This is a genomic window from Oricola indica (assembly GCF_965227485.1).
GTDB lineage: Bacteria > Pseudomonadota > Alphaproteobacteria > Rhizobiales > Rhizobiaceae > Oricola > Oricola indica.
This window is the reverse complement of sequence record NZ_OZ245747.1, coordinates 2978476-3001348: the sequence shown is the minus strand read 5'-3', so window position 1 is coordinate 3001348 and position 22873 is coordinate 2978476. Positions and strand designations below refer to the sequence as shown.

General features: G+C 61.4%; 20 protein-coding genes and 1 tRNA gene. 14 read left to right on the top strand and 7 right to left on the bottom strand.

The window, feature by feature from the left end:
- Positions 1-61: 61 nt before the first annotated feature.
- Positions 62-1087 carry a hypothetical protein gene (locus ACQK2M_RS15030; protein WP_425418448.1) on the top strand — a complete coding sequence of 342 codons (1026 nt, stop codon included), beginning with the start codon at positions 62-64 and terminating at the stop codon, positions 1085-1087.
- Between the two features lie 235 nt (positions 1088-1322).
- Here the strand turns inward: ACQK2M_RS15030 and ACQK2M_RS15025 are convergent, their stop codons facing one another.
- Positions 1323-1454, bottom strand: a complete 132-nt coding sequence (locus tag ACQK2M_RS15025; protein WP_425418447.1) for a hypothetical protein — start codon at positions 1452-1454, stop codon at positions 1323-1325.
- Between the two features lie 413 nt (positions 1455-1867).
- Here ACQK2M_RS15025 and ACQK2M_RS15020 point away from each other — a divergent pair, with 413 nt between their 5' ends.
- Both ACQK2M_RS15020 and ACQK2M_RS15015 read left to right on the top strand, forming a co-directional pair.
- Positions 1868-2290, top strand: coding sequence for a hypothetical protein (locus tag ACQK2M_RS15020; RefSeq protein ID WP_425418446.1), 423 nt, complete (start codon positions 1868-1870; stop codon positions 2288-2290).
- A gap of 4 nt (positions 2291-2294) precedes the next feature.
- A complete protein-coding gene (locus tag ACQK2M_RS15015; RefSeq protein ID WP_425418445.1) occupies positions 2295-2570 on the top strand; it encodes a hypothetical protein in 276 nt (91 codons plus the stop codon).
- 400 nt (positions 2571-2970) lie between these two features.
- Here the strand turns inward: ACQK2M_RS15015 and ACQK2M_RS15010 are convergent, their stop codons facing one another.
- On the bottom strand, positions 2971-3129 hold the full coding sequence (locus ACQK2M_RS15010; protein WP_425418444.1) for a hypothetical protein: 159 nt from the start codon (positions 3127-3129) through the stop codon (positions 2971-2973).
- A 231-nt stretch (positions 3130-3360) separates the two neighbouring features.
- Positions 3361-3436 (bottom strand) — tRNA-Lys (locus ACQK2M_RS15005).
- A gap of 208 nt (positions 3437-3644) precedes the next feature.
- Here ACQK2M_RS15005 and ACQK2M_RS15000 point away from each other — a divergent pair.
- Together ACQK2M_RS15000 and glmU are read left to right on the top strand one after the other, a co-directional pair.
- A complete protein-coding gene (locus ACQK2M_RS15000) occupies positions 3645-4403 on the top strand; it encodes a cytochrome c biogenesis CcdA family protein (protein ID WP_223477743.1) in 759 nt (252 codons plus the stop codon).
- Between the two features lie 86 nt (positions 4404-4489).
- A complete protein-coding gene (glmU, locus tag ACQK2M_RS14995; protein WP_425418443.1) occupies positions 4490-5848 on the top strand; it encodes a bifunctional UDP-N-acetylglucosamine diphosphorylase/glucosamine-1-phosphate N-acetyltransferase GlmU in 1359 nt (452 codons plus the stop codon).
- Here glmU and recG read toward each other — a convergent pair.
- Positions 5845-7953 (bottom strand): ATP-dependent DNA helicase RecG, encoded by a 2109-nt coding sequence (gene recG / locus ACQK2M_RS14990; protein ID WP_425420054.1) that lies wholly within the window; start codon positions 7951-7953, stop codon positions 5845-5847. The two genes, glmU and recG, sit on opposite strands and share 4 nt — an antisense overlap.
- 100 nt (positions 7954-8053) lie before the next feature.
- Here recG and ACQK2M_RS14985 point away from each other — a divergent pair, with 100 nt between their 5' ends.
- Both ACQK2M_RS14985 and mfd read left to right on the top strand, forming a co-directional pair.
- The gene (locus ACQK2M_RS14985; RefSeq protein ID WP_223478089.1) at positions 8054-8344 is read left to right on the top strand and encodes a succinate dehydrogenase assembly factor 2; all 291 of its coding nucleotides are present in this window, start codon (positions 8054-8056) and stop codon (positions 8342-8344) included.
- Positions 8341-11868 (top strand): transcription-repair coupling factor, encoded by a 3528-nt coding sequence (gene mfd / locus ACQK2M_RS14980; protein WP_425418442.1) that lies wholly within the window; start codon positions 8341-8343, stop codon positions 11866-11868. Before ACQK2M_RS14985 ends, mfd begins: the two co-directional genes overlap by 4 nt.
- A 66-nt stretch (positions 11869-11934) precedes the next feature.
- On the opposite strand, the gene ACQK2M_RS14975 is transcribed toward mfd, so the two are convergent.
- Positions 11935-12549 (bottom strand): invasion associated locus B family protein, encoded by a 615-nt coding sequence (locus ACQK2M_RS14975; RefSeq protein ID WP_425418441.1) that lies wholly within the window; start codon positions 12547-12549, stop codon positions 11935-11937.
- Positions 12550-12772: 223 nt separating this feature from the next.
- Here ACQK2M_RS14975 and ACQK2M_RS14970 point away from each other — a divergent pair, with 223 nt between their 5' ends.
- Together ACQK2M_RS14970 and ACQK2M_RS14965 are read left to right on the top strand one after the other, a co-directional pair.
- Positions 12773-14587, top strand: coding sequence for an extracellular solute-binding protein (locus ACQK2M_RS14970; RefSeq protein WP_425418440.1), 1815 nt, complete (start codon positions 12773-12775; stop codon positions 14585-14587).
- Positions 14584-15246, top strand: a complete 663-nt coding sequence (locus ACQK2M_RS14965; protein ID WP_425418439.1) for a DsbA family oxidoreductase — start codon at positions 14584-14586, stop codon at positions 15244-15246. Before ACQK2M_RS14970 ends, ACQK2M_RS14965 begins: the two co-directional genes overlap by 4 nt.
- A gap of 3 nt (positions 15247-15249) precedes the next feature.
- On the opposite strand, the gene hspQ is transcribed toward ACQK2M_RS14965, so the two are convergent.
- Entirely contained in the window at positions 15250-15597 is a 348-nt protein-coding gene (gene hspQ / locus ACQK2M_RS14960) for a heat shock protein HspQ (RefSeq protein WP_223477749.1), read from the bottom strand.
- Between the two features lie 121 nt (positions 15598-15718).
- On the opposite strand from hspQ, the gene ACQK2M_RS14955 reads away from it, so the two are divergent.
- Entirely contained in the window at positions 15719-16687 is a 969-nt protein-coding gene (locus ACQK2M_RS14955) for an AEC family transporter (RefSeq protein WP_425418438.1), read from the top strand.
- On the opposite strand, the gene ACQK2M_RS14950 is transcribed toward ACQK2M_RS14955, so the two are convergent.
- Positions 16647-17882 carry a UbiH/UbiF family hydroxylase gene (locus ACQK2M_RS14950; protein ID WP_425418437.1) on the bottom strand — a complete coding sequence of 412 codons (1236 nt, stop codon included), beginning with the start codon at positions 17880-17882 and terminating at the stop codon, positions 16647-16649. The two genes, ACQK2M_RS14955 and ACQK2M_RS14950, sit on opposite strands and share 41 nt — an antisense overlap.
- A 230-nt stretch (positions 17883-18112) precedes the next feature.
- On the opposite strand from ACQK2M_RS14950, the gene ACQK2M_RS14945 reads away from it, so the two are divergent.
- The 4 genes from ACQK2M_RS14945 (at position 18113) to ACQK2M_RS14930 (ending at position 22869) form a co-directional block, all read left to right on the top strand.
- Entirely contained in the window at positions 18113-19711 is a 1599-nt protein-coding gene (locus ACQK2M_RS14945) for an ABC transporter ATP-binding protein (RefSeq protein ID WP_425418436.1), read from the top strand.
- Complete coding sequence (locus tag ACQK2M_RS14940) at positions 19708-20787, top strand: ABC transporter permease (protein ID WP_425418435.1); 1080 nt, start codon at positions 19708-19710, stop codon at positions 20785-20787. The genes ACQK2M_RS14945 and ACQK2M_RS14940 overlap by 4 nt, the downstream gene beginning before the upstream one ends.
- Before the next feature lie 12 nt (positions 20788-20799).
- Positions 20800-21726: an ABC transporter permease gene (locus ACQK2M_RS14935; protein WP_425418434.1), complete on the top strand. Its 927-nt coding sequence runs from the start codon at positions 20800-20802 to the stop codon at positions 21724-21726.
- A 72-nt stretch (positions 21727-21798) separates the two neighbouring features.
- Positions 21799-22869 (top strand): BMP family ABC transporter substrate-binding protein, encoded by a 1071-nt coding sequence (locus ACQK2M_RS14930; protein ID WP_425418433.1) that lies wholly within the window; start codon positions 21799-21801, stop codon positions 22867-22869.
- The last annotated feature ends 4 nt before the right edge of the window (positions 22870-22873 follow it).

Sequence of the window (22873 nt, the reverse complement as noted above, 5' to 3'; positions counted from 1 at the left end):
TCACAAGGCTCACTGGCCAGCTTTACAGAAACAATTCGACTGCACGGAAACGGGTGCTGCAATGATCCTAGACGTGGCTCTGGCAGGCAAACCAGTTTCTTATTCTCGAAACAAGAACCACTACAATTCGCCGAAGCGGTATCGCTGCAAACTATACACCTATGCAAATGTCACTTCCGCGGCCGATCGGCTCGCTGGTGATGGTCTCATTTTGCATGACAAGGCTCCCGTTGGCCGACGCGGTTTTCAAAGCACGATGTTGGCGCGACCTCAGCTGATTGATGGCGTTTCATCAATCTTGAAGAATGGGCCGCTACTGCGACCGAAATCTCCGCCGGAATCAATCATTCTCCGCGATGCGGGGAAAATGCCGATCGACTACCGGGATACTACTTTAACATGGCGGATGCGTCGCAAGCTTCAGACGATCAACGAGCAGCTTCGTTACACGCGGATCAGCGGCGCGATGCCGTGTGCGCTAGTCAGGATTTTCAATCGTTCATTCAAGCGCGGTGGCCGTTTCTATTGCATCGGAGGAGGTTGGCAATCGATGAGTAAGATTCTGCGTAAGCAGATACAAATCAATGGTGAGCCGGTGGTCGAACTCGACTTCAAGACCCTACACCCCGCAATCATATATGCGCAGTATGGAGCACCGCTGCCTGAAGATTGCTACACAATCGGTAGTTGGCCGCGCGAACTTGTAAAAGTTGCCATGCTGATCCTACTGAACGCGAAAGATCCAACAAAGGCGCGATTGGCCATTGCCAGCCGGGAGCCGATGGCCGCGATAGCAATTCCTGGATCGAAGGAAGCGTATAAGGCCGCAAGCGAGCTGATCGGTGATATCAAGCGCTTCCACTATAGAATTACGGGCGCGTTTCATTCGGATAAGGGCGCGGAGTTGATGCTTATCGACAGCGAACTCGCCGAGGCCGTCATGCTCTTCATGCAGCGGGCCGGCGTGATCGTCCTCCCGGTTCATGACAGTTTTCTCGTTCAGGAGTCAGAGGCCGACCGCCTTGAGGAGGCGATGTTACGGATTGCCTATGAGGCCGGATATGAAGCGCTACGCGTGTCGCGTTGAATGACACATTTTTCCTCGTGCGATCAGAGACATAATGCCAAAACGACTTACATATGGAGAGAAGGGAGTGTGGAGATACTGGGGGGCTCCCGGTATGTGTCGCTCTCAAGGGTCCAAAAAGCACGATTTGTGGGCTCTACAAAGAATTTCGGCGCACACGTGGGACAGGGCGTCTGGAGAGTGCGCGTTGGGCGCCGGGATACCTTCAAAATCGCCGGCTCGCGTGTTTGAACGGTCAGGATTGCTGCGTTGGTGGCGACACGACTTCAGCCGCGACCGCCTCGAAACTGGCTAACGCTGCCCGGAGGTTTTCCAAGATTTCGTCCGCAAGGATTTCCGGTCCCGGAAGGTTTTCCAGGTCCGTCATCGACGCGTCCCTAAGCCAGAACACGTCGAGGCTGGCCTTGTCCCGCTGCAAGAGCTCGTCGCGCGTGTACGCGCGCCAACGGCCAGGCGATAGTTGGAAATGTCACGCGGGGAGGGGCCGAAAAAGGGTAAGGTACAAGCGCCAAAATAGGAATATATGCCTTTTTGAGGCCGCAGCCAGATGATAGATTTGCCACAAGATTTCGGCAAAATCCGAGGCAAGAAATGGGCGGTCCAGGTTCAGGAAATCGTTGGCAGAGCGCATCTCACGGCGTCTGCGAGCACCACAAGCGCATCGACATTCGCTATCTACGGAAGAGCGGCGGCCTGACGCCGCGTGCGTTCGGAACACTCTCATGGTCTCGCGGCAGGGAGAAGACGGGATCAATCAGTTACCGAACACACGAATGGAGCTTGGAGCTCGACTATAAGACCCGCGAATACGGCGATGACGAATGGAAATCCGTCAATGAGCATGTGCAGCTTATAAGGCAGGAGCAGCCGCTCGGAGGATTTCGACGGTTCTTTCTATGCCCGCGATGCTTCCGGAGCTGCATGGTACTCTATGGCGGCGCATATTTTCGCTGCCGCAAATGCTATCGCTTGTCCTATGCGAGTCAGAATGAAGATGGATTGGATCGGCTTCGCCGAAAGGCCGAAAAGATTCGTACCAAGTTGGGTGGGGTTGCGGACCTAGAGGAGCCATATCCTGAAAAACCAAAGGGCATGCACTGGCAGACCTATAACAAGCTGAGAGAACGCGGTGAGCGTCTTGAAGCGCAGTGGGATGCCGGATTGGCCTATATGATGGCCCGGCTAGTCGGGATGGAACTTTGAGCTGATGGTGCATCGATACGTCCGCAGCAAGATCGATTCAGGTGAAGACAATTCACCGAAGCGCACATGGCGGCGAATCGGCGAGGATGACTGGGCAGTCCCCGGCATCGGTCGCGTCTATCGCTATGAGCACGGTCCGCAGCAAGGCGAGTGGTTCTGGTCATGTACGGCGGATATCGGCGATAGAAGCGCCATCAAGTGCGAGGGTGCCGCTCCGTTACGCGACGAAGCGATGAGGCGAGTGCGGGAGATCTATGAGGCGCTTAAAAGTACCGGATGAAGAAATCGCAGGAAATGCGCGGCTATTTGAAGATCCGATGCACATGGGGCTGGTCCACCCCATGCACACCGGCATCGGCCGCCTCAGTGGGAGGAAAACGGCGACCGTATATTACGCCTCAATTCTGTTCTGCGAAAGGGATAGCGCCGTCGTTATACGCCTGTAAGTTCCCCTAAGTAATTTGTATAGGGGAGTTTTTCCCTTCCGGCGAACGCATGGGAATCGGGCAAAGAACATATGCGCGAATCAGTATATATCGCTATCGTTCTTCTACTCACCGGCCTTCGTTAGGCTACTGCCAAGCACGCTTGATTTCGCGCTCCGTCTCGCGGTTTGCATCTACGGCGAGTTTGTAATTCTCGGCAAGGCTGACTATACCACGCGCGACTTCATGCTTTCGTCAGCCAGTCGCCATTGCCCATGCGGCCAGATGACGAATATCCGTTGCGAAGGGATGGTGCGCGTCTGCCGCGGCATTGATCAATTCGGTTGCCACCTGTTCCGGCGACATGCCGCCAGCTTGCAATCTGTCAGCAACGGCAATGAAGGCGTCCTCCATCGCTTCCTCGCATTCAAGGGCGCAATCGGGCCAGTCGCCATCATGCCGAGGAGATTTGATCATGTCGGATGATATACCCAACGCTGTGCATGCAAAACCCCGCCAGGACAAAGCTCCCGCGGGGCTCGCGCTATCGGCTTGGTGAGCCTGCAAATCGGAGCAATGTGCTTGCTATTCGCTTACTAGCAATACTAAGCACCGATTTAAGAATGGCTAAGTTTTTGATTTTGTTGGTGAGCGCGCAGGGGTTCGAACCCTGGACCTACTGATTAAAAGTCAGTTGCTCTACCAGCTGAGCTACGCGCTCCCGAGCGGCAGGTGGCCTGCCGTCAAGACGGGTCGTTCATAGGGACGGCGTCCGATACGGTCAACCGCTATTTACCGCCTGAAGCCTGAAAAACGTGGCAATTCGCCGCCACGCGAATTGGTGATTTTGCCGTGAAGTTCATATGTCCTATGACACGCGCGTCCAGGCATCGCCGCCGGACGACGAATTGCATTCGAGCGGAGCATACATGGCCGTCGACATTTCCTATTTGAGCGCGCTGGGGGCAGGCGCGATCTCGTTCCTGTCGCCCTGCGTGCTGCCACTCGTGCCGCCTTATCTGTGCTACATGGCGGGCGTATCCATCGACCAGTTCCGCGGTGAGCCGCAGCAGGGCGGCGCAGCCGTCGCCGCCGCGCCCGTACGACTGCCTTTGCTGATCGCGTCACTGGCCTTCGTGGCCGGTTTCTCCACGGTTTTCGTGTCGCTCGGCGCGGGGGCTTCGACCATCGGCGGCGTGTTGCGCGCCTATCAGGATTGGCTGGCGATGGCCGCCGGTGTGGTTATCATCCTGATGGGGCTGAACTTCCTCGGCGTTTTCCGAATCGCACTGTTCTCGCGCGAGGCGCGTTTCCAGGCGCAAGGCACCCCGGCCAATCCGTTCGCGGCCTATGTGATGGGGCTTGCCTTCGCATTCGGCTGGACGCCTTGCATCGGCCCGGTGCTCGGTCCGATCCTGACTTTGGCCGGTGCGCGTGACAGCGTGGGCGAGGGGGCGGCGTTGCTGGCGGTCTATTCGGCGGGTCTCGGAATCCCGTTCCTGCTCGCAGCCGTCTTTTCGGGCGCCTTCATGCGCTTCATGCAGTCCTTCCGCACCCATCTGGGTACGGTGGAGAAGGTGATTGGCGGCCTGCTGGTTCTGGCTGGCGTGTTGTTCCTGACAGGCGGCATGCAATCGATGTCGTTCTGGCTGCTTGAACGATTCCCCGTCCTCGGCACGCTCGGCTAGCGACCTGCCGGCCATGTGTGGCATTGGCGCGGGAATCCCGCTATGCGCTTCGTGACGTGAACTCACAGCCGTTCGGAGCATTTCCCATGGCGCGTACATGCCTCACCATCATTCTCGCCGCGGGCCAGGGCACGCGCATGAAGTCCGCGCTGCCCAAGGTGCTGCATCCGGTCGCCGGCTTGCCGATGGCAGCGCATGTCGTGGCGACGGCCAATGCCGCCGGCAGCGACGCGACCGCGATCGTCGTTGGCCACGGCGGCGACGCCGTACGCGAAGCGCTTTCCGGGATGCTTGGTAACGCGACATTCCACGAGCAGACAGATCAGTTGGGCACGGCCCACGCCGTGCTCGCGGCGCGAGACGCCATCGCGAAAGGCTATGACGATGTCCTCGTCATGTTCGGCGATACGCCGCTGGTCCGCCCCGAGGTGATGCAGGAGGCCCGGACCCGGCTGGACGAAGGCGCTTCGGTCGTGGTCGTCGGGTTCCGCCCGGAGGATCCGACCGGCTATGGCCGTTTGATCGAGATCGACGACGCGTTGGTCGCAATCCGCGAGCATCGTGATGCAACGGATGAGGAGCGATCCATAAATTATTGTAATGGTGGAATAATGGCGTTTTCTGGTCGATTGATACTCGACCTGTTGGATGCCATCGGAAACGACAACGCCAAGGGCGAATACTACATGACCGATGCGGTCGAGATCGCCCGGGCGCGCGGTGAAAAAGTCGTCGCCATCGAGGCGCCGGTCGAGGATGTCGTCGGCGTCAACACGCGGCGCGACCTTGCCGCCGTCGAGGCGATCTGGCAGCGCCGCACTCGCGAGCGGATGCTGGATGACGGCGTTTCGATGACCGCGCCCGACACGGTTTTCTTCCATCACGATACGGCGGTGGAGCCGGATACCGTCATCGAACCGAACGTCGTTTTCGGCCCGGGCGTGCGTGTGGCGGGCGGGGCGCGAATCCGGTCGTTCTCCCATCTGGAAGGTGCGACCGTCGGCGCGCATGCCGAGGTCGGCCCGTTTGCGCGGTTACGGCCGGGCGCCGATCTTGCCGACAAGGCCAAGGTTGGAAATTTCTGCGAGGTGAAGAAGGCGGAAATCGGCGCAGGCGCCAAGGTCAACCACCTGACCTATGTCGGCGATGCGGTGATCGGCGCGGGCGCGAATATCGGCGCGGGCACCATCACCTGCAACTATGACGGCTACGGCAAGCATCTCACCGAAATCGGGCAGGGTGCCTTCATCGGATCGAATTCCGCGCTCGTCGCCCCGGTGAGGATCGGCGACAACGCCTATGTCGCCTCCGGGTCCGTGGTCACCGAAGCCGTCCCGGACGACGCCGTCGCCTTCGGGCGGGCCCACCAGGTCAACAAGGACGGTCTCGCACCGAAACTCCGCGCCCGATTCAAGGCCGCCAAGGAAGCCGCGAAGAAAGGCTAACCTGCCCGAAGCAGCCGGATAGCCTCGTCACGCTCGAACAGATAGAGCAGGGTGCGCAGCGCCTTGCCGCGTTCGGATTGCAGGTCCGGATCTATCTCGATGATGAGCCGCGCGTCATCGCGGGCGATTTCCAGCAGGTCGGCATGGTCGGCGAGCGAGGCAAGCCGGTAGTTCGCCGCGCCAGACTGGCGGGTTCCCAATATCTCGCCTTCGCCCCGCAGGCGAAGATCTTCCTCGGCGATCCGGAAGCCGTCCTCCGTTTCGCGCATGATGGCGAGGCGGGCATGGGCGATCTCGCCGAGCGGCTCCTTGTAGAGCAGCAGGCAGCTGGAGTGATCGCTGCCACGTCCGACACGGCCGCGCAGCTGGTGCAATTGGGCGAGGCCGAAGCGCTCGGCGTGCTCGATCACCATGATCGTGGCATCCGGGACATCGACGCCGACCTCGATCACGGTCGTCGCGACGAGAAGGCGAAGGTCGCCCTGCTTGAAGGCCCGCATGACCGCGTCCTTCTCGTCGCCCTTCATGCGCCCGTGCACCAGGCCGATCGGCGCGTTGATGACCTTCTTCAACGCATCGAACCGCTCTTCGGCGGATGCCACTTTCAGATCCTCGTTCTCCTCGACCAAGGGGCAGATCCAGTAGATTTTCTGACCGGCGGCGACAGCGTTTCTTGCCCGCTCCACCACCTCGTCGAGACGCCCGAGAGGCACCGTGACGGTATGCACCGGTTTGCGGCCGGGCGGCTTGGTGTCGAGTTTCGAGACATCCATGTCGCCATAGGCGGTGAGCACCAGCGTGCGCGGAATAGGCGTCGCGGTCATGACGAGCATGTCTGAGTGCTGTCCCTTGGCGGACAGGAGCAGCCGTTGATGGACACCGAAGCGATGCTGCTCGTCCACGACCGCAAGGCCGAGATCGCGGAATTGTACGCTGTCCTGGAACAGGGCATGCGTGCCGACCAGTATGTCGATCTCGCCCGCACTCAGTGCGGCGAGGGTGTCCTCGCGGGCTTTGCCCTTCTCGCGTCCCGTCAGGATGCGAATCCGAAGCCCCGCCGCTTCGGCGAGCGGCCCGATGGAGGTAAAATGCTGACGCGCGAGGATTTCCGTCGGCGCCATCATCGCCGCCTGCGCGCCGGTCTCGATCACGCTTGCCATCGCGAGCAGCGCGACGATCGTCTTTCCCGAGCCGACATCGCCTTGCAGCAGCCGCAGCATCCGCTCCGGCTTTTCCTGGTCGGCCCCAATTTCGAGAAGCGACCGCTCCTGCGCTTCCGTGAGGTCGTGGCCGAAGGCCTCGCGAATCCGGTCGGCGATGGCGCCGTCTCCCTTGAAGACGCGACCGGCGGATTTCTTCATCTTCCGCCGCACCATGCCGAGAGCGAGCTGGCCCGCCAGCAATTCGTCATAGGCCAGTCGTCTGCGGAAGGGATTTTGCAGATCGACATCGGCCTCGTCGCGCGGCGCATGCAAATTCACGAGGCTGGCGCGAAACCGCTCGAACCCCTGCCGTTTCGCCAGATGCGGATCGTCCCACTCGGCCAGATCGGGCACCCGCTCCAGCGCGGAGAGCACGGCCTTGCGCAACACCTTCGGCGTTACCCCGGCAGTCAGCGGATAAACCGGCTCGACCAGGGGAAGGTCGGCGGCATTTGCCTCCGAAACCATGTGATCGGGATGCACCATGTTCGGTCGGCCGTTGAACCATTCGACGCGCCCCGACACCAGCATCGTTTCGCCCACCGGCAGCGACTTCTCGAGCCATGCGGCCTTGGCGTGAAAGAACACAAGCGCGATCTCGCCGGTCTCGTCATGAGCGAAGACACGGTACGGTACGTTCGAGCGGCCCCGCGGTGAGGGCTGATGCCGGTCGATGCGAACCTTCAGCGTAACGATCGCCCCTTCCGGCGCGAACGCGATACCGGGCTGCTTGCGCCGATCGATGATAGAATGGGGCAGATGGAAGGCGAGGCCGAGCACGCGCGGCTCGTCCATCGCATCGGGAACGGGCAAGAGATTGCCGAGCAGTTTCGCGATACGCGGGCCAATCCCGTCGACAACGCTGACAGGCGCAAAAAGAGGATCGAGAACCGGCGGACGCATGTCGCGCATCTTTAATGCCGCCGATGGGGCGATCAAGGCTGACAAGGCGAGTGACCGGCGTTATACCGGCCCGCGTTCCTTTACCCCGAAAAGTCCGGCCATGCCCTTGTCCACGCAGGATGCCAACTCCCAACTCGATTCCCGCCGCCGCCGCGCCAAATTTCGGGCCTGGCACCGCGGCATGAAGGAAATGGATCTGCTGCTCGGCCAGTATGCCGATGCGCATGTCGCCACGATGGGCGCGGATGACCTCGACACGTTCGAATCGCTACTCGAAGTGCTCGATCGCGATCTCTTCAAATGGTTCACGGGCGAGGGGCCCGTTCCCGCCGAGCAGGATACGCCGTTGTTTCGCGCGATCTGCGCCCATCACGGGATCACGCGGGCATGAGCGGCAAAGCGGGCAAATCCTGGATCGGCGTACCCGATATCCCGGCCGATGCCGGGCGTGTCGTGTTCTCCGGTGTTGCCGCGGGAGCGGAACCGTTCGTCGTCAACGCGCTCGCCGGCAAGGCGGCGGCGCAGGGCGGACCGCTGATCTATGTTGCACGCGACGGCTCCGGGCTCGCCGACTGGGCGCAGGTCTTCGCATTCATAGCGCCGGACATCGAGATCATCGACTTTCCCGCCTGGGACTGCCTGCCATATGACCGTGTGTCGCCCGGATCGGATGTCTCCGCGCGCAGGCTTGCGGCAATGAACCGACTTGCCGCGTTACGGCGGAACCCGGCGCCGGCCGTTGTTCTGACCACGGTCAATGCCGTCCTACAGCGCATGCCGCGCGCAGAGGATATTTCGGCCCAGACGATCATCGCGAAACCCGGCCAGAACATTCGCATGGACGCCATTTCCGCGACGCTGGCGTCGGCGGGGTTCGAGCGTGTTCCGACCGTTCGCGAGGTCGGCGAATATGCGGTGCGCGGCGGGATACTCGATATCTTCGCGCCGGGAACGCCGGAAGCCATCCGGCTGGACTTTTTCGGCGACACGCTGGAAAGCGTCCGCGCCTTCGATCCGGCAACGCAACGGACCACGGAACAGAGAAACGAGTTCGTGTTGCAGCCGGCCAGCGAGATTTCGCTGACGGCAGACAGCGTCGCCCGCTTCCGGCAGGGCTATCTCTCGACATTCGGCGCACCGACCCGGGACGACGCGCTCTATGCCTCGATCAGCAGCCAGCAGCGTTTCGCGGGCATGGAGCACTGGTTGCCGCTCTTTCACAAGGAATTGACGACAATCTTCGAGTGCCTGCCGGATGCGCCGGTTCTCATGGAGCACCTGACGCGGGAAGCGTTGTCCGAGCGTCGCACCATGATCGAGGATCATTACGATGCGCGCATGGGGCAATCCGAGGGCGTGCTGGGCGGTGACGGCGTTCCCTACAAGCCGCTTCCGCCGGACGCGCTCTACCTGACGCCCGACGAAGTCCTCGAACGCGCGCGAACGCGCCTGACGGTCGATCTGTCGCCATTCGGCGTACCCGAAACGTCGGATGTCGCGGTCTTCGATCTGGGCATTGCCGCCGGACGCAATTTCTCTCTGGAACGTGCCGAGAAGGATACCAACGTCTTCGAGATGGCCGCGCGCCATATCGCCGGGCTGCGCGCCGACAAGAAGAAGGTGTTTCTCGCCGGCTGGAGCGAAGGATCGCTGGCCCGCCTGATCCAGATTCTCGAGGAACACTCGCTCGGCGGGATCGAAACCGTCAGCGGCGCGGGCGTTGCGATGGCGCTCAACCGGACGAAGATACCGGCTGCGGTGCTGTCCATCGAACACGGGTTCCAGACAGCCGATTTCGCGCTTGTCGCGGAACAGGACATTCTCGGCGATCGCCTGGTCCGCCATCGCCGCAAGCGCAAGGCATCCGACTTCATCTCCGAGGCATCGGCGTTGGCCGCCGGCGATATCGTGGTCCATGTCGACCATGGAATTGGCAAGTTCGTCGGACTGCGGACCATCGAGGCCGTCGGCGCGCCGCATGACTGCCTGGAAATCGTCTATGCGGACGAGGGCCGGCTGTTCCTCCCGGTCGAGAATATCGAACTGCTGTCGCGTTACGGCTCGGACGCGAGCGGGGCCGTGCTCGACCGGCTGGGTGGCGGCGCATGGCAGGCGCGCAAGGCGAAGCTCAAGAAGCGTCTGCTCGACATGGCGGACCAACTGATCAAGATCGCTGCCGCGCGCGAGACGCGAACCGCACCCGCCCTGCGCCCGCCGGAAGGGCTCTATGACGAGTTCGCGGCGCGTTTCCCCTATGACGAGACCGAGGACCAGCTTTCGGCGATCGACGCCGTCGTGGGCGATCTTGTCGCCGGGCGGCCGATGGATCGGCTCGTGTGTGGCGATGTCGGCTTCGGCAAGACGGAGGTTGCCATCCGAGCGGCCTTCATCGCCGCGCTGAACGGGTTGCAGGTCGCTGTCGTGGTCCCGACCACTTTGCTGGCCCGCCAGCATTTCCGCTCCTTCTCCGAGCGGTTCCGCGGCCTGCCGATCAATATCGCGCATGCGTCGCGCCTTGCCGGCCCGAAGGCCCTGAACGAGGCGAAGAAGGGTATCGCGGATGGCAGCGTCGATATCGTCGTCGGAACGCATGCGCTGCTGAGCCAGAGCATCGGGTTCAAGAATCTCGGACTGCTGATCATCGACGAGGAGCAGCATTTCGGCGTCAAGCACAAGGAACGGCTCAAGGAGCTGAAATCCGACGTGCACGTGCTGACCCTGACCGCGACACCGATCCCGCGCACGCTGCAACTGGCGCTGACCGGCGTTCGCGAATTGTCGCTCATTTCCACGCCGCCCGTCGACCGCCTCGCGGTGCGGACTTTTATTTCGCCTTTCGATCCGCTGGTGATCCGCGAAACCCTGCTGCGCGAGCGCTACCGCGGCGGACAGAGCTTTTATGTCTGTCCTCGAATATCGGACCTTGCCGAGGTGAAGGCGTTCCTTGACGAACACGTGCCGGAACTGAAGGTCGCCGTCGCGCACGGCCAGATGGCGCCGGGTGAGCTCGACGACACGATGAACGCCTTCTACGACGGCAGTTATGACGTGCTGCTGTCGACCACCATCGTCGAATCCGGGCTCGACATCCCGACCGCCAACACCATGGTTGTCCACCGCGCCGACATGTTCGGTCTTGCCCAGCTCTACCAGATACGCGGCCGTGTCGGCCGGTCCAAGCTGCGCGCCTATGCGCTGCTTACCTTGCCCGCAAACAAGATGCTCACCAAGACGGCCGAGCGCCGGCTGAAGGTGCTGCAATCGCTCGATTCGCTCGGCGCAGGCTTCCAGCTCGCCAGTCACGATCTGGACATTCGCGGCGGCGGAAACCTCCTCGGCGAGGAGCAGTCCGGTCATATCAAGGAGGTCGGCTTCGAACTCTACCAGCAGATGCTGGAGGAAGCCGTGCTCGAGATGAAGGGCGAGGCCGTTGACGACCATGGCCAGTGGTCGCCGCAGATCGCGGTTGGCACCTCCGTCATGATCCCGGAGAGCTATGTCGGCGACCTGCAACTGCGCCTGTCGCTCTATCGCCGGCTCGGGGAACTGGAAGAAGTATCCGACATCGATTCATTCGGCGCGGAACTGGCCGACCGTTTCGGCCCGCTGCCGGAGGAAGTCGAGCACCTGCTCAAGGTCGTCTACATCAAGGCGCTGTGCCGCAAGGCGAATATCGAGAAGCTCGACGCCGGACCGAAGGGCGCTGTAATCCAGTTCCGCAACAAGGAGTTTGCCGATCCGGCGGGCCTCATCGGCTATATCGGCGAACAAGGCTCGCTTGCGAAGATACGGCCCGACCAGTCGCTCCTGTTCACACGGGATTGGCCGACGCCGGCGAAACGCCTGACAGGCTGCGCCGTGCTCGCGACCAAGCTGGCCAAGCTCGCCGATGCGGCAAACGCCAAGGCGGCGTAAATATTCAGCGCAAAAGAAAACGGGGCCTCGCGGCCCCGTCATGCATCTCGGATCTTGGCGACAGGATCAGTTGCCCTGCTTGGCCTTTTCCTGCTCTTCGAGAAGGCGCTTCTGGAAGTCTTCCCGGCGCTTTTCGATCGCTTCCTGCAACTGCTGCTGGCGGCTTTCGACTTCCGACTGCTTCAGTGGCTCGCCGTCGAAAGCGTTGGTGAAACCGCTAAGCGAAATCTTGATCGGGTTCGGCTGGTTGCGGAAGTTGATCGAAGTCAGCGACATCTCGCCGCCCTTCTTCAGCGAAGCGACCAGCGCCTCGGTGAGGGGAGCCTCGGCGATGCAACGATCGGGCAGGCACATCGCATAGTCGATCTTCTGGGCCTGGCCGCCGTCGATCTGCATGCCGATGCCAGCCGGGATGATGCGGCCGGTGGGCACGGCGATCTGGAAGATGGCGCGGTTCACCTTGCCGGTGATCTGGATCAGGTTCACGGCGGTAAGCAACTGGCCGGTATTGGCCGTGCGGATGTTCTGCACGTTGCAGATATCGTTGTCTTCCTGCTTGCTGCAGACCTTGAACCAGCCCTGAGGGGCCTGCTGCTGTGCCGAAGCGCTGGAAACGAAACCTGCGGCGGCAATGCCAGCGGAGATCAGGATGGCAATGGATTTGCTGAAACTGGTGCGCATGAAGCTGCGTCCTCTTTGCGGTGCATAATTCGATAGGGCGAACCGGTGGTATTCAATTGCGGCTACACCATGACGTGCCCGATTTCGCGGTGTGATACACACGCACCGGCGGCAATTCCAGCCCCGCGCCGCATTTCCTTTCAATTTCCCTGCTTATGCTGAATTTGCGACGAGCCCGTGATAGGTTTCGATTCTGCGATCGGCACACGATGGAGGACATTGAATGCGGTTTCATATCAGGAAGAGCATCGGCGCGGCCGTAGCGCTCGCGCTTTCCTTTGCAACGGGCGCGCAGGCCGAGCCCTCCCACGGCGTCGCTATGCACGGCGAACCCGCTCTGCCATCCGATTACACGCATTTCCCTTATGCCAATCCCGACGCGCCGAAGGGCGGCTCGGTCAAATACGGCGTTCGCGGCACATTCGACAGTCTCAACCCCTTCGTCCTTTCAAGCATGCGGACGACCGCACGCGGCATCTGGGATCCCGAATTCGGCAATCTGGTTTTCGAATCATTGATGCTGCGTTCGCGTGACGAGCCCTTCACCATGTACGGCCTGATCGCGGAAAAGGTCGATATGGACGAGGAACGCACATGGGCCGAGTTCTCGATCAACCCCGACGCCAAGTGGTCGGACGGCGTTCCGATAACGCCCGAAGACGTGATCTTTACCTATGAAATCCTGACCGAGAAGGGACGTCCTCCCTACAATCGCAGGATGAACAATATCGACAAGATCGAGAAAACCGGCGACCTCAAGGTCAAATTCACCTTCAACGAGAACGCCGACCGCGAATTTCCTCTGCTTGTCATGCTGACGCCCGTGCTTCCCAAGCACGCGACGAATGTCGAGACGTTCGAACAATCGACGCTGACGCCGCCGGTGGGCAGCGGCCCTTATCTGGTCGACAGTATCGAGCCGGGAACGCGCATTACCTACAAGCGCAATCCCGACTACTGGGCAAAGGACATCCCGTCGAAGCGCGGCTTCGACAATTACGACAGTGTCACGGTGGAATATTTCCGCGACCAGACGGCGCTGTTCGAGGCCTTCAAGAAGGGCGTCTTCGACATCTACCCCGAAAGCGATCCGGTAAAATGGGAAACAGCCTATGACTTCCCGGCTGTCGAGGACGGACGGATCAAGAAGGCGTCCTTCGTGTCGAACCGGCCGGAATCCATGCTCGGTTTCTTCTTCAACACGCGCCGCGATCAGTTCGCCGATCCCAAGGTCCGCGAAGCGCTGGCGATGCTGTTCGACTTCGAGTGGGTGAACAAGAACCTCTTCGGCGATCGTTACACGAGAACCGGTTCCTACTGGCAGAATTCCGATGAATTGTCCGCGCTCGGCCGTCCAGCCGACGAACGCGAAAAGGCGCTGCTCGAACCCTATCCCGACGCTGTGTTGCCCGAAGTCATGGACGGAACCTATACGCCGGTCGAAACCGACGGGTCCGGCCGCGACCGCTCCGTCATGCGCGCGGCGCTCGAGAAACTGGGCGAGGCCGGATACGCCATATCCGACGGCAAATTGATGAAGGACGGCAAACAGCTTTCCTTCGAGATCATGACGTCGAATCTTGACGAGGAGAAAATGGCGCTCGCCTACAAGCGTACCGCCGATACGCTCGGAATCGATGTTTCGGTGAGAACCGTCGATGACGCACAGTTCCAGAAACGCCGCCAGACCTACGACTACGACATGACCGCCGCCTCGCTGTCGTCGTCGCTTTCGCCGGGCGCGGAACAGATCTGGCGCTGGGGGTCGCGGTCACGCGATGTCGAGGGAACGTTCAATTATGCCGGCGCATCCGATCCGGCAATCGACGCGATGATCGATGCGCTGGTCAACGCCCGCGAACGCGAGGATTTCGCAGCCGCCGTGAGGGCTTTGGACCGGATACTCATTTCCGGTCACTACGTGATCCCGCTCTATCATATTCGCGAATCCTGGGTCGCCCATTGGGCGCACATCAAATACCCGGAGAAAACGCCGCTCTACGGATACCAACTTCCGGTCTGGTGGTCGGAGAAGTGACTCGCATCGCGATCGATATCGTTTCCGACGTAATGTGCCCATGGTGCTATATCGGAAAGAAACGGTTCGAACATGCTCTCGAAACGCTTGATCCCGATATCGAGGTCGATGTCACGTGGCGGCCGTTCCAACTCGATCCGACACTACCGCCCGAGGGCAAGGATCGGGACACCTATCTCGCGGAAAAGTTCGGCGGGATCGAGCGTGCCCGCCAACTCTATGGCAATATCGAACAGGCCGGGCAGGGCGTGGGGATTCCTTTCCGGTTCGACTCCATCGCGGTATCGCCGAACACATTGGACGCCCATCGGCTGATCCGCTGGGCGCAGACTGCGGGCGACGGCGTGCAGGGCCGCGTCGTGGAAAGACTGTTCGAACTGTATTTTCTCGAAGGCGCGAATATCGGCAATCATGCCGTCCTGATCGAGGTCGCGCGCGAATGCGGCATGGATACCCCGATTGTGGAAACGCTGCTGGCGTCGGATTCCGACAGGGAGGCCGTGACGCGTGAAATAGCGCTCGCCCAGCAGATGGGCGTCACGGGCGTGCCTTGCTTCATTTTGCAGAACAAATACGCGATCATGGGCGCCCAGGATTCGAACACCATCGCTGACGCCATCCGGCAACTGGCGGCCGAAACAGAGCCGGCCGCCGGTTAGTCTTCAATGTTCCAGCCCGGCGCGGATCGCATAACGCCGGTCATCGGAAAGCCAGTCGAACACCTCCGGCACCTGAGGGTGACGAACGGGCTCGCCGGATTCGTCCGGAAGCAGGTTCTGCTCCGAAACATAGGCGACATATTCCGTGTCCGCGTTCTCGGCGAACAGGTGATAGAACGGCTGGTCCTTGCGCGGGCGCAATTCCTCCGGAATGGATTCATACCATTCCTCGGTATTGGCGAATTCGGGATCGACATCGAAAATCACGCCCCGAAAGGGGTACATGCGGTGACGCACGAGCTCCCCGATCGCATAGCGCGCAGTGACCGTTTTTGCAGAATGTTTTTCCATGACTATGATTTGTGCTGTATTGCCCGAAAATTCAAGGGTTTGAAATCCGGATCGCATGGCTTGACCAAGGGGAAATGCGCCAATAGGTGCAAAGGTTCGACGCCGCGCGGGGAAGGGGACATTGGCTAACGTCATCGGCCTGGTACTGCCGTTTTTCGGCCTGATCCTTCTGGGATTCGTCACCGCGCGGATCACCCGTCAGCCCCTCGACGCGCTCGGATGGATGAACACGTTCATCATCTATGTCGCGCTTCCCGCATTGTTCTTCAACCTTCTGTCGCGCACGCCCGTCGAGCAACTGGCACAATGGCGTTTCGTGCTCGGCGCGACCTTCGGGACCTATATCGTCTTCTCGCTGATGTTCGTGATCGCGGTGCTGCGCTCCGGCGGCGATGTCGCCGAAAGCACGGTCAAGGCGCTCGCGGCCGCCTACGGCAATATCGGCTATATGGGACCCGGATTGGCCCTTCTTGCCTTCGGTGAGGACGCGGTCGTTCCGGTGGCGCTGGTGTTCTGTTTCGACAACACCCTGCATTTCGTGATGGCGCCGCTGATGATGGCCCTGTCCGGCCGCGACGCGACGCATCAATCGCCGCTGCAACTGGCGTTCGGCGTGGTGAAGCGCGTGTTCACTCACCCTTTCATTCTGTCGACGATTGTCGGTGTCGGCGCGGCGGTCGTCTCGTTCCAGCCTCCGGCCGCTATACAGACGCTGCTGAACTATCTCGCCAATGCCGCCGCGCCCTGCGCGCTTTTCGCGATGGGCGTGACCCTGGCGCTACGGCCGTTGCGGCGCGTGCCTTCGGACATGGTCTTCATCGTCGCGATCAAGCTCGCGGTCCATCCGGTGATCGTCTACCTGCTGCTGAGCTGGATCGGTAACTTCCCGCCGATCTGGGTCTATTCCGGCGTGTTGCTCGCCGCCCTGCCGACGGCCACGAATGTCTTCGTGATCGCGCAGCAATACGGCGTGTGGGTCGAGCGCGCTTCCGCCTCGGTCCTTATCACCACCACCGCCTCGGTCGCGACCGTGACGGCGCTGCTGTTCGCTATGACGAATGGCTGGCTTCCGCCCGATCTCTTTCCCTGAGACGTTTGCCCCGCTCGAATAGGCTGCGCAAACCGTAGCCCGGCGCCATGCCTTCGCGCATGACGATGTTGCGCAGGGGCGGGATCGCCGCGATCGCGCCAAGTCCGACGGCGCGCGCCAACTGCACCGGGAGGAAACCGGTCAGGAGGGATCGGTTGAGAAGATCGACCGTGCCGGTCCGCGTCGTCACGTCAGCACGCCGCATCCGGTCGTAGCGTCCCGTGACGCCGGACGAACCCGGATCGACCCCGGCGCTTTGGAGGCATTTGCCGAGATCGTCGATGTCCCGCAGCGAGAGATTGAGGCCCTGTGCGCCGATCGGCGGAAAGATGTGCGCCGTCTGGCCGACGAGAACGAGCCGTTCCGCGCCGAAGCGATGTGCGATCATGCCGGACAGAGGCCAGCACTGCGGCTTCGAGACATCGCTGACCTTGCCGAGCATCGACTGCATGCGCGTCTCGATCATCCCGGCGAGTATATCGCCATCGAGCGAGGCGAGGCGCTCCGCCTCGTCGGGCGGCACCACCCAGACAAGGCTGGAACGCTTGCCCGACATCGGCACCTGCGCGAACGGCCCGGTTTCCGTATGGAATTCACTCGACGTGAAGCCGTGATCGCGTGTGTGCGCGAATGTCAGGACAACGGCCGTTTGCGGATAGCTCCACTTGCGCGTGCCGATGGATGCGCTTTCGCGCAGGATGGAATTCACGCCATCGGCGGCAACGACCAGCTTCGCGTTCACCGTCTCGCCGTTTGCGAGCGAAACGGTCGCCCCATCCGGCCCGTAGGCCGCCGAACTCGCCATGGAATCGATCTGCCGAATCGCCGGCACATCCTCGATAACGGCCGAAAGCGCCGCGTTCAGCGCGCGATTGACGATATTGTATCCGAATGCCGTCTCGTCGATTTCATGCGCCCGGAAAGTCACGGTCGGCGCACGCACGAGGCGATGCGATCCATCGAGAATGCGCATCGTCTTCATCGGCGTGGCGTCATGTTCCAGATTTGGCCAGGCGCCCATGTCTTTCAGAAGATCGATGCCCGGCATCATCAGCGCGGTCGTGCGATCGTCGCTCTCGATGAACGTGCCTGAAGGCGCAACGAGAATGACCGAATATCCGAACTTCGCGGACTGCAAAGCAGCCGCCATGCCTGCCGGTCCGCCACCGACGACAACGATATCGCACTCGATCATGGGCTTTTCCTTTCGGGTATACAGATGAGAGTCATGTGGCGGAGGTCTGCGCGTGTGTCCAGTGTCAAGCGCGATTTCGCCCGAGACCAATTGATGCACCGCACGCACGAACCGAATTCAAATTATGGAAATCCCGGAAAAACAACGGGATTCGATCTTTTCGCATTTGCTTGCTTCGCCGGAATGCGCTTAGTTTCGAATTGCAAGATTTTATCAGCGGGTAAAATGTATTGACGGATGCCGGGGGCAAGAAGGTCGCGTCGGAAACTCTCCTGAAAGTGGAGGGTATCACCAAGATTTTCGGTACGCTCAAGGCCAATGACGGCGTCGATTTCGATATCGTGCCCGGTGAAATCCACGCTTTGCTCGGAGAAAACGGGGCCGGCAAATCGACGCTGGTCAAGATGCTGTTCGGGTCCCTGCAGCCCGACGGCGGCACGATCTACTGGCGCGACAGCGCGGTTTCCATCACCAACCCGATGCAGGCGAGGGCGCTCGGCATCGGCATGGTGTTCCAGCATTTCTCGCTGTTCGAATCCCTGAGCGCCGCCGAGAACATCGCGCTGTCTCTGGGCGGTGACGTCACCTTGTCCAAAATCGCGGCGGAAGCGACGCGTGTCTCGCACGAATACGGGCTTCCGATCCATCCCGACAGGCTGGTTGGCGAATTGTCGGTCGGCGAACGCCAGCGGATCGAGATCGTGCGCTGCCTCCTGCAGCAGCCCGAACTGATTATCCTCGACGAACCGACCTCCGTGCTCACGCCCCAGGAAGCCGAGAAACTGTTCGCGACGCTCGACAAGCTGCGCGCGGAAGGCAAGTCGATCCTCTACATCTCGCACCGTCTCGAGGAGGTGCAGCGCATCTGCGACCGCGCCACCGTCCTGCGCCACGGCAAGGTGGTCGGGCACTGCAATCCGCGAGACGAGACCGCCAAGAGCCTTGCCGCGATGATGGTCGGCGAGGACATTCACAGTATCGAGCGGAGCGAAATCTCGGCAGGCCCGAGCAGTGAAGAGCCGGTCATGGTGATCGACGGGCTGAGCCAGCCGGCAAGCAGTCCATTTTCCGTTCCTCTGTCCGGTATCACGCTGTCGGTCCGGCCGGGCGAAGTCGTCGGCATTGCCGGTATCGCCGGGAACGGCCAATCCGAATTCTTCGAGGCGATCAGCGGGGAAAGGCTGCAGGACAAGGGCAGCCGTGTCATGATCCGCGGCAATGAAGCCGGACGACTGGGCCCGAGCGGCCGTCGCCGGATCGGCGCGGCATTCTCGCCGGAAGAACGTCTTGGCCACGGTGCCGTCCCCAGCTTCTCGCTCTCGGAAAACCTGCTGCTCAGCCGGCACGCATCCGACCGGAAGGCCTATATCGGTGCGCTTGGCACAATCCGCCGCGGTGCGCTGACCAAGACGCTGGAACGCATCGTCAAAGCGCTCGATGTGCGAAAATCCGGCTATGACCCGGCGGCCAGTTCATTGTCTGGCGGCAATCTGCAGAAGGTCATCCTCGGGCGGGAATTCGACCGGTCCCCGGCCTTGCTGATCGCAAACCAGCCAACGTGGGGCGTCGATGCGGGCGCCGCGGCGCGCATTCGCCAGGAAATCATCGACCTCGCGCGCAATGGGGCCGGCGTTCTGGTGATCAGCCAGGACCTCGACGAATTGCTCGAAATTGCCGACCGCATCGCCGTGATGTCCGATGGCGAATTGTCGGAAACCGTACCCGCGGAGACGGTCACGCGTGAAACGCTGGGGCTGATGATGGGCGGGGCGACACCCGAGAAGCATCACGAGGAACGGGTCGCGACGATGGAGGCGGGGCAAGAGTGATGCGTATCGAACTCGTGCGACGCCCCAATCCCTCGGCACTCTACAGCGCCCTGTCGCCGCTTTTGGCGCTGGCGTTCACCGCCGCGCTCGGCGCGGTCATGTTCGCGCTTCTGGGCAAGGCGCCGCATCTGGCGCTCTATTCCTATTTCATCGAGCCCCTGACCGAGGTGTGGTCGATCCACGAATTGCTGATCAAAGCCGCGCCTCTGATCCTGATCGCGGTAGGCCTGTCGGTTTGCTTCCTGTCGAACAACTGGAACATCGGCGCGGAAGGTCAGTTTATCATGGGCGCAATCGCCGGGTCGGCATTGCCGATCCTGGCGCCGGATTTTCAGGGCCCGCTGGTCCTGCCGGCAATGCTGATCATGGGCATGCTCGGCGGCATGGCCTATGCGGCGATCCCGGCCGTGCTCAAGGCCCGTTTCAACACCAACGAAATCCTGTCGAGCCTGATGCTCGTTTACGTGGCGCAGCTTTTTCTCGACTGGCTGGTGCGCGGCCCATGGCGCAACCCGGAAGGCTTCAACTTCCCGGAGAGCCGGAATTTCCACGCCGATGCCATCCTGCCGGAAATCATGTCGTCGTCGGGGCGCGCGCATTACGGCTTCGTTTTCGCGATCATCGCCGCGCTCGTCGTGTGGTTCACGCTCAACCGGACACTGAAGGGCTTCGAGATTCGTGTTCTGGGGCAGAGCCCGCGCGCCGGTCGTTTCGCAGGCTTTTCCTATACCACGACGGTGATCACGACATTCCTGATCGCCGGCGCACTCGCGGGTCTCGCCGGTATCAGCGAGGTCTCGGGCGCGATCGGTCAGCTGCGACCGGTGATTTCGCCCGGATACGGCTTCACCGCGATCATCGTCGCGTTTCTCGGCCGGCTCAATCCGCTGGGCATCGTGGCGGCTGGTCTCGTTCTCGCCCTGTCCTATCTCGGCGGCGAGGCGGCGCAGATCACGCTCGGCGTTTCCAACAAGGTGTCGAACGTGTTCCAGGGCATCCTGCTGTTCAGCGTGCTGGCCTGCGACACGCTGATCCACTACCGGATCCGCATCGCCGGACCGGCAAGGGCGGAATAGGGAAGGGCGATCATGTCGTTTGAAATGGCCGAAGCGATCCTCCTGACCATCGCGACCGCAGCGACCCCGCTGTTGATTGCCGCGCTTGGTGAACTCGTCGTCGAACGCTCCGGCGTGCTCAATCTCGGTGTCGAGGGCATGATGGTCATGGGCGCCGTGACCGGCTTCGCCGCCGCGCAGCTGTCCGGCTCGCCGTGGATCGGCGTCCTGGCCGCGATCATGGCGGGCGCGATATTCTCGATGCTGTTCGCGTTTCTGACGCTGAGCCTTGCGACCAATCAGGTCGCGACCGGCCTGTCGCTGACCATTCTCGGACTCGGCCTGTCCGGCATGATCGGAGAATCCTTCATCGGAACGCCGGGCCTGAAGCTTCAGTCTTGGGTGATTCCGGGACTTTCGGAGATACCGCTTGTCGGCAAATTCCTGTTCGCGCAGGATCCGATCTTCTACATATCGATCCTGCTGACGATATGCGTCTGGTGGTTCATATTCCGGACGCGAGCAGGGCTGACCTTGCGCGCAGTCGGCGACAGCCATGGTTCCGCGCACGCGCTCGGCATTCGCGTCATTCGCATCCGATATCTTGCCGTGCTGTTCGGCGGCGCATGCGCCGGCCTCGCCGGAGGCCAGCTATCGCTGGTCTACACGCCGCAATGGGTCGAGAACATGACTGCGGGGCGCGGCTGGATTGCGCTGGCTCTCGTCGTCTTCGCGTCATGGTTGCCATGGCGGGTCGTTGCCGGTGCCTATCTCTTCGGCGCGGTCACCATCGCCCAGTTCCACGCCCAGGCGCAGGGAATCGCCATTCCCTCGCAGTTCCTCTCGGCACTGCCCTATCTCGCGACCATCGTCGTTCTTGTCTTGATTTCCTCCAACAGGCGGATGACGATGCGCAACACGCCGGCATCGCTCGGCAAGCCGTTCGTGCCCGAACGGTAGGAATTCAGGCGGGATAAACACGGCACCAGAACCGTACCGATTCATTCCACGCGTAAACAGGAAGGCATCTCTATGCGTAACACAACCAAACTCATGCTCGCCGCCGTCACCTCTTTTGGCATGGCCGCGCAGGCCCAGGCGGCCGATGTGAAGGCATGTTTCATCTATGTCGGCCCGATCGGCGACTTCGGCTGGTCATACCAGCACGACCAGGGCAGGCTTGAGCTCGAGGAAGCGCTCGGCGACAAGGTCGAAACCGCCTATCTCGAAAGCGTGCCGGAAGGCGCTGACGCAGAACGTGCGATCGAGCGTTTTGCCCGTTCCGGCTGCAACATCATCTTCACGACGTCCTTCGGCTACATGGACGCGACCAACAAGGTCGCGGCCAAGTTCCCGGACGTGAAGTTCGAACACGCCACTGGCTACAAGCGCGAGACGCCGAATGTCTCGACCTATAACTCCAAGTTCTACCAGGGTCGTTATGTTCAGGGGCAAATCGCCGCGAAGATGTCGGAAGCCGGCGTGGCGGGTTACATCGGGTCTTTCCCGATCCCCGAAGTCGTGCGCGGCATCAACTCCTTCATGCTCGGCGCACAGTCGGTCAATCCGGACTTCGCCGTGAAGGTGGTCTGGGCCAACACCTGGTTCGATCCAGGCAAGGAAGCTGACGCCGCCAAGGCGCTAATCGACCAGGGCGTTGATATCATCACCCAGCACACCGACTCCACGGCACCGATGCAGGTCGCGGCCGAGCGCGGCATCAAGGCCTTCGGCCAGGCGTCCGACATGATCAATTTCGGTCCTGAAACCCAGTTGACGGCGATCGTCGACGATTGGGGTCCGTACTATATCGAACGCGTCGAGGCGCTTCTGGACGGCACCTACGAGTCGGTCGATGTCTGGCACGGCATGGCGGACGGCAACGTCGTCATGGCGCCCTATGCCAACATGCCCGATGATGTGAAGGCGATGGCCGAAGAGACCGAAGCCGCGATCACCAGTGGCGAACTGGAGCCCTTCACCGGTCCGATCACCAAGCAGGACGGCTCGGAATGGCTGGCCGAAGGCGAACAGGCCGATATCGGCACGCTTCTCGGCCTCAACTTCTACGTTGCCGGTGTCGACGACCAGCTGCCGCAGTAAGCGG

Bases quoted from the DNA above. Each gene is read 5' to 3' on its own strand.
- ACQK2M_RS15030 (WP_425418448.1), top strand. From the start codon at position 62: ATGATCCTAGACGTGGCTCTGGCAGGCAAACCAGTTTCTTATTCTCGA.
- ACQK2M_RS15025 (WP_425418447.1), bottom strand. From the start codon at position 1,454: ATGACGGACCTGGAAAACCTTCCGGGACCGGAAATCCTTGCGGACGAA.
- ACQK2M_RS15015 (WP_425418445.1), top strand. From the start codon at position 2,295: ATGGTGCATCGATACGTCCGCAGCAAGATCGATTCAGGTGAAGACAAT.
- ACQK2M_RS15010 (WP_425418444.1), bottom strand. From the start codon at position 3,129: ATGGAGGACGCCTTCATTGCCGTTGCTGACAGATTGCAAGCTGGCGGC.
- ACQK2M_RS15000 (WP_223477743.1), top strand. From the start codon at position 3,645: ATGGCCGTCGACATTTCCTATTTGAGCGCGCTGGGGGCAGGCGCGATC.
- glmU (WP_425418443.1), top strand. From the start codon at position 4,490: ATGGCGCGTACATGCCTCACCATCATTCTCGCCGCGGGCCAGGGCACG.
- recG (WP_425420054.1), bottom strand. From the start codon at position 7,953: ATGCGTCCGCCGGTTCTCGATCCTCTTTTTGCGCCTGTCAGCGTTGTC.
- ACQK2M_RS14985 (WP_223478089.1), top strand. From the start codon at position 8,054: ATGCCCTTGTCCACGCAGGATGCCAACTCCCAACTCGATTCCCGCCGC.
- mfd (WP_425418442.1), top strand. From the start codon at position 8,341: ATGAGCGGCAAAGCGGGCAAATCCTGGATCGGCGTACCCGATATCCCG.
- ACQK2M_RS14975 (WP_425418441.1), bottom strand. From the start codon at position 12,549: ATGCGCACCAGTTTCAGCAAATCCATTGCCATCCTGATCTCCGCTGGC.
- ACQK2M_RS14970 (WP_425418440.1), top strand. From the start codon at position 12,773: ATGCGGTTTCATATCAGGAAGAGCATCGGCGCGGCCGTAGCGCTCGCG.
- hspQ (WP_223477749.1), bottom strand. From the start codon at position 15,597: ATGGAAAAACATTCTGCAAAAACGGTCACTGCGCGCTATGCGATCGGG.
- ACQK2M_RS14950 (WP_425418437.1), bottom strand. From the start codon at position 17,882: ATGATCGAGTGCGATATCGTTGTCGTCGGTGGCGGACCGGCAGGCATG.
- ACQK2M_RS14935 (WP_425418434.1), top strand. From the start codon at position 20,800: ATGTCGTTTGAAATGGCCGAAGCGATCCTCCTGACCATCGCGACCGCA.
- ACQK2M_RS14930 (WP_425418433.1), top strand. From the start codon at position 21,799: ATGCGTAACACAACCAAACTCATGCTCGCCGCCGTCACCTCTTTTGGC.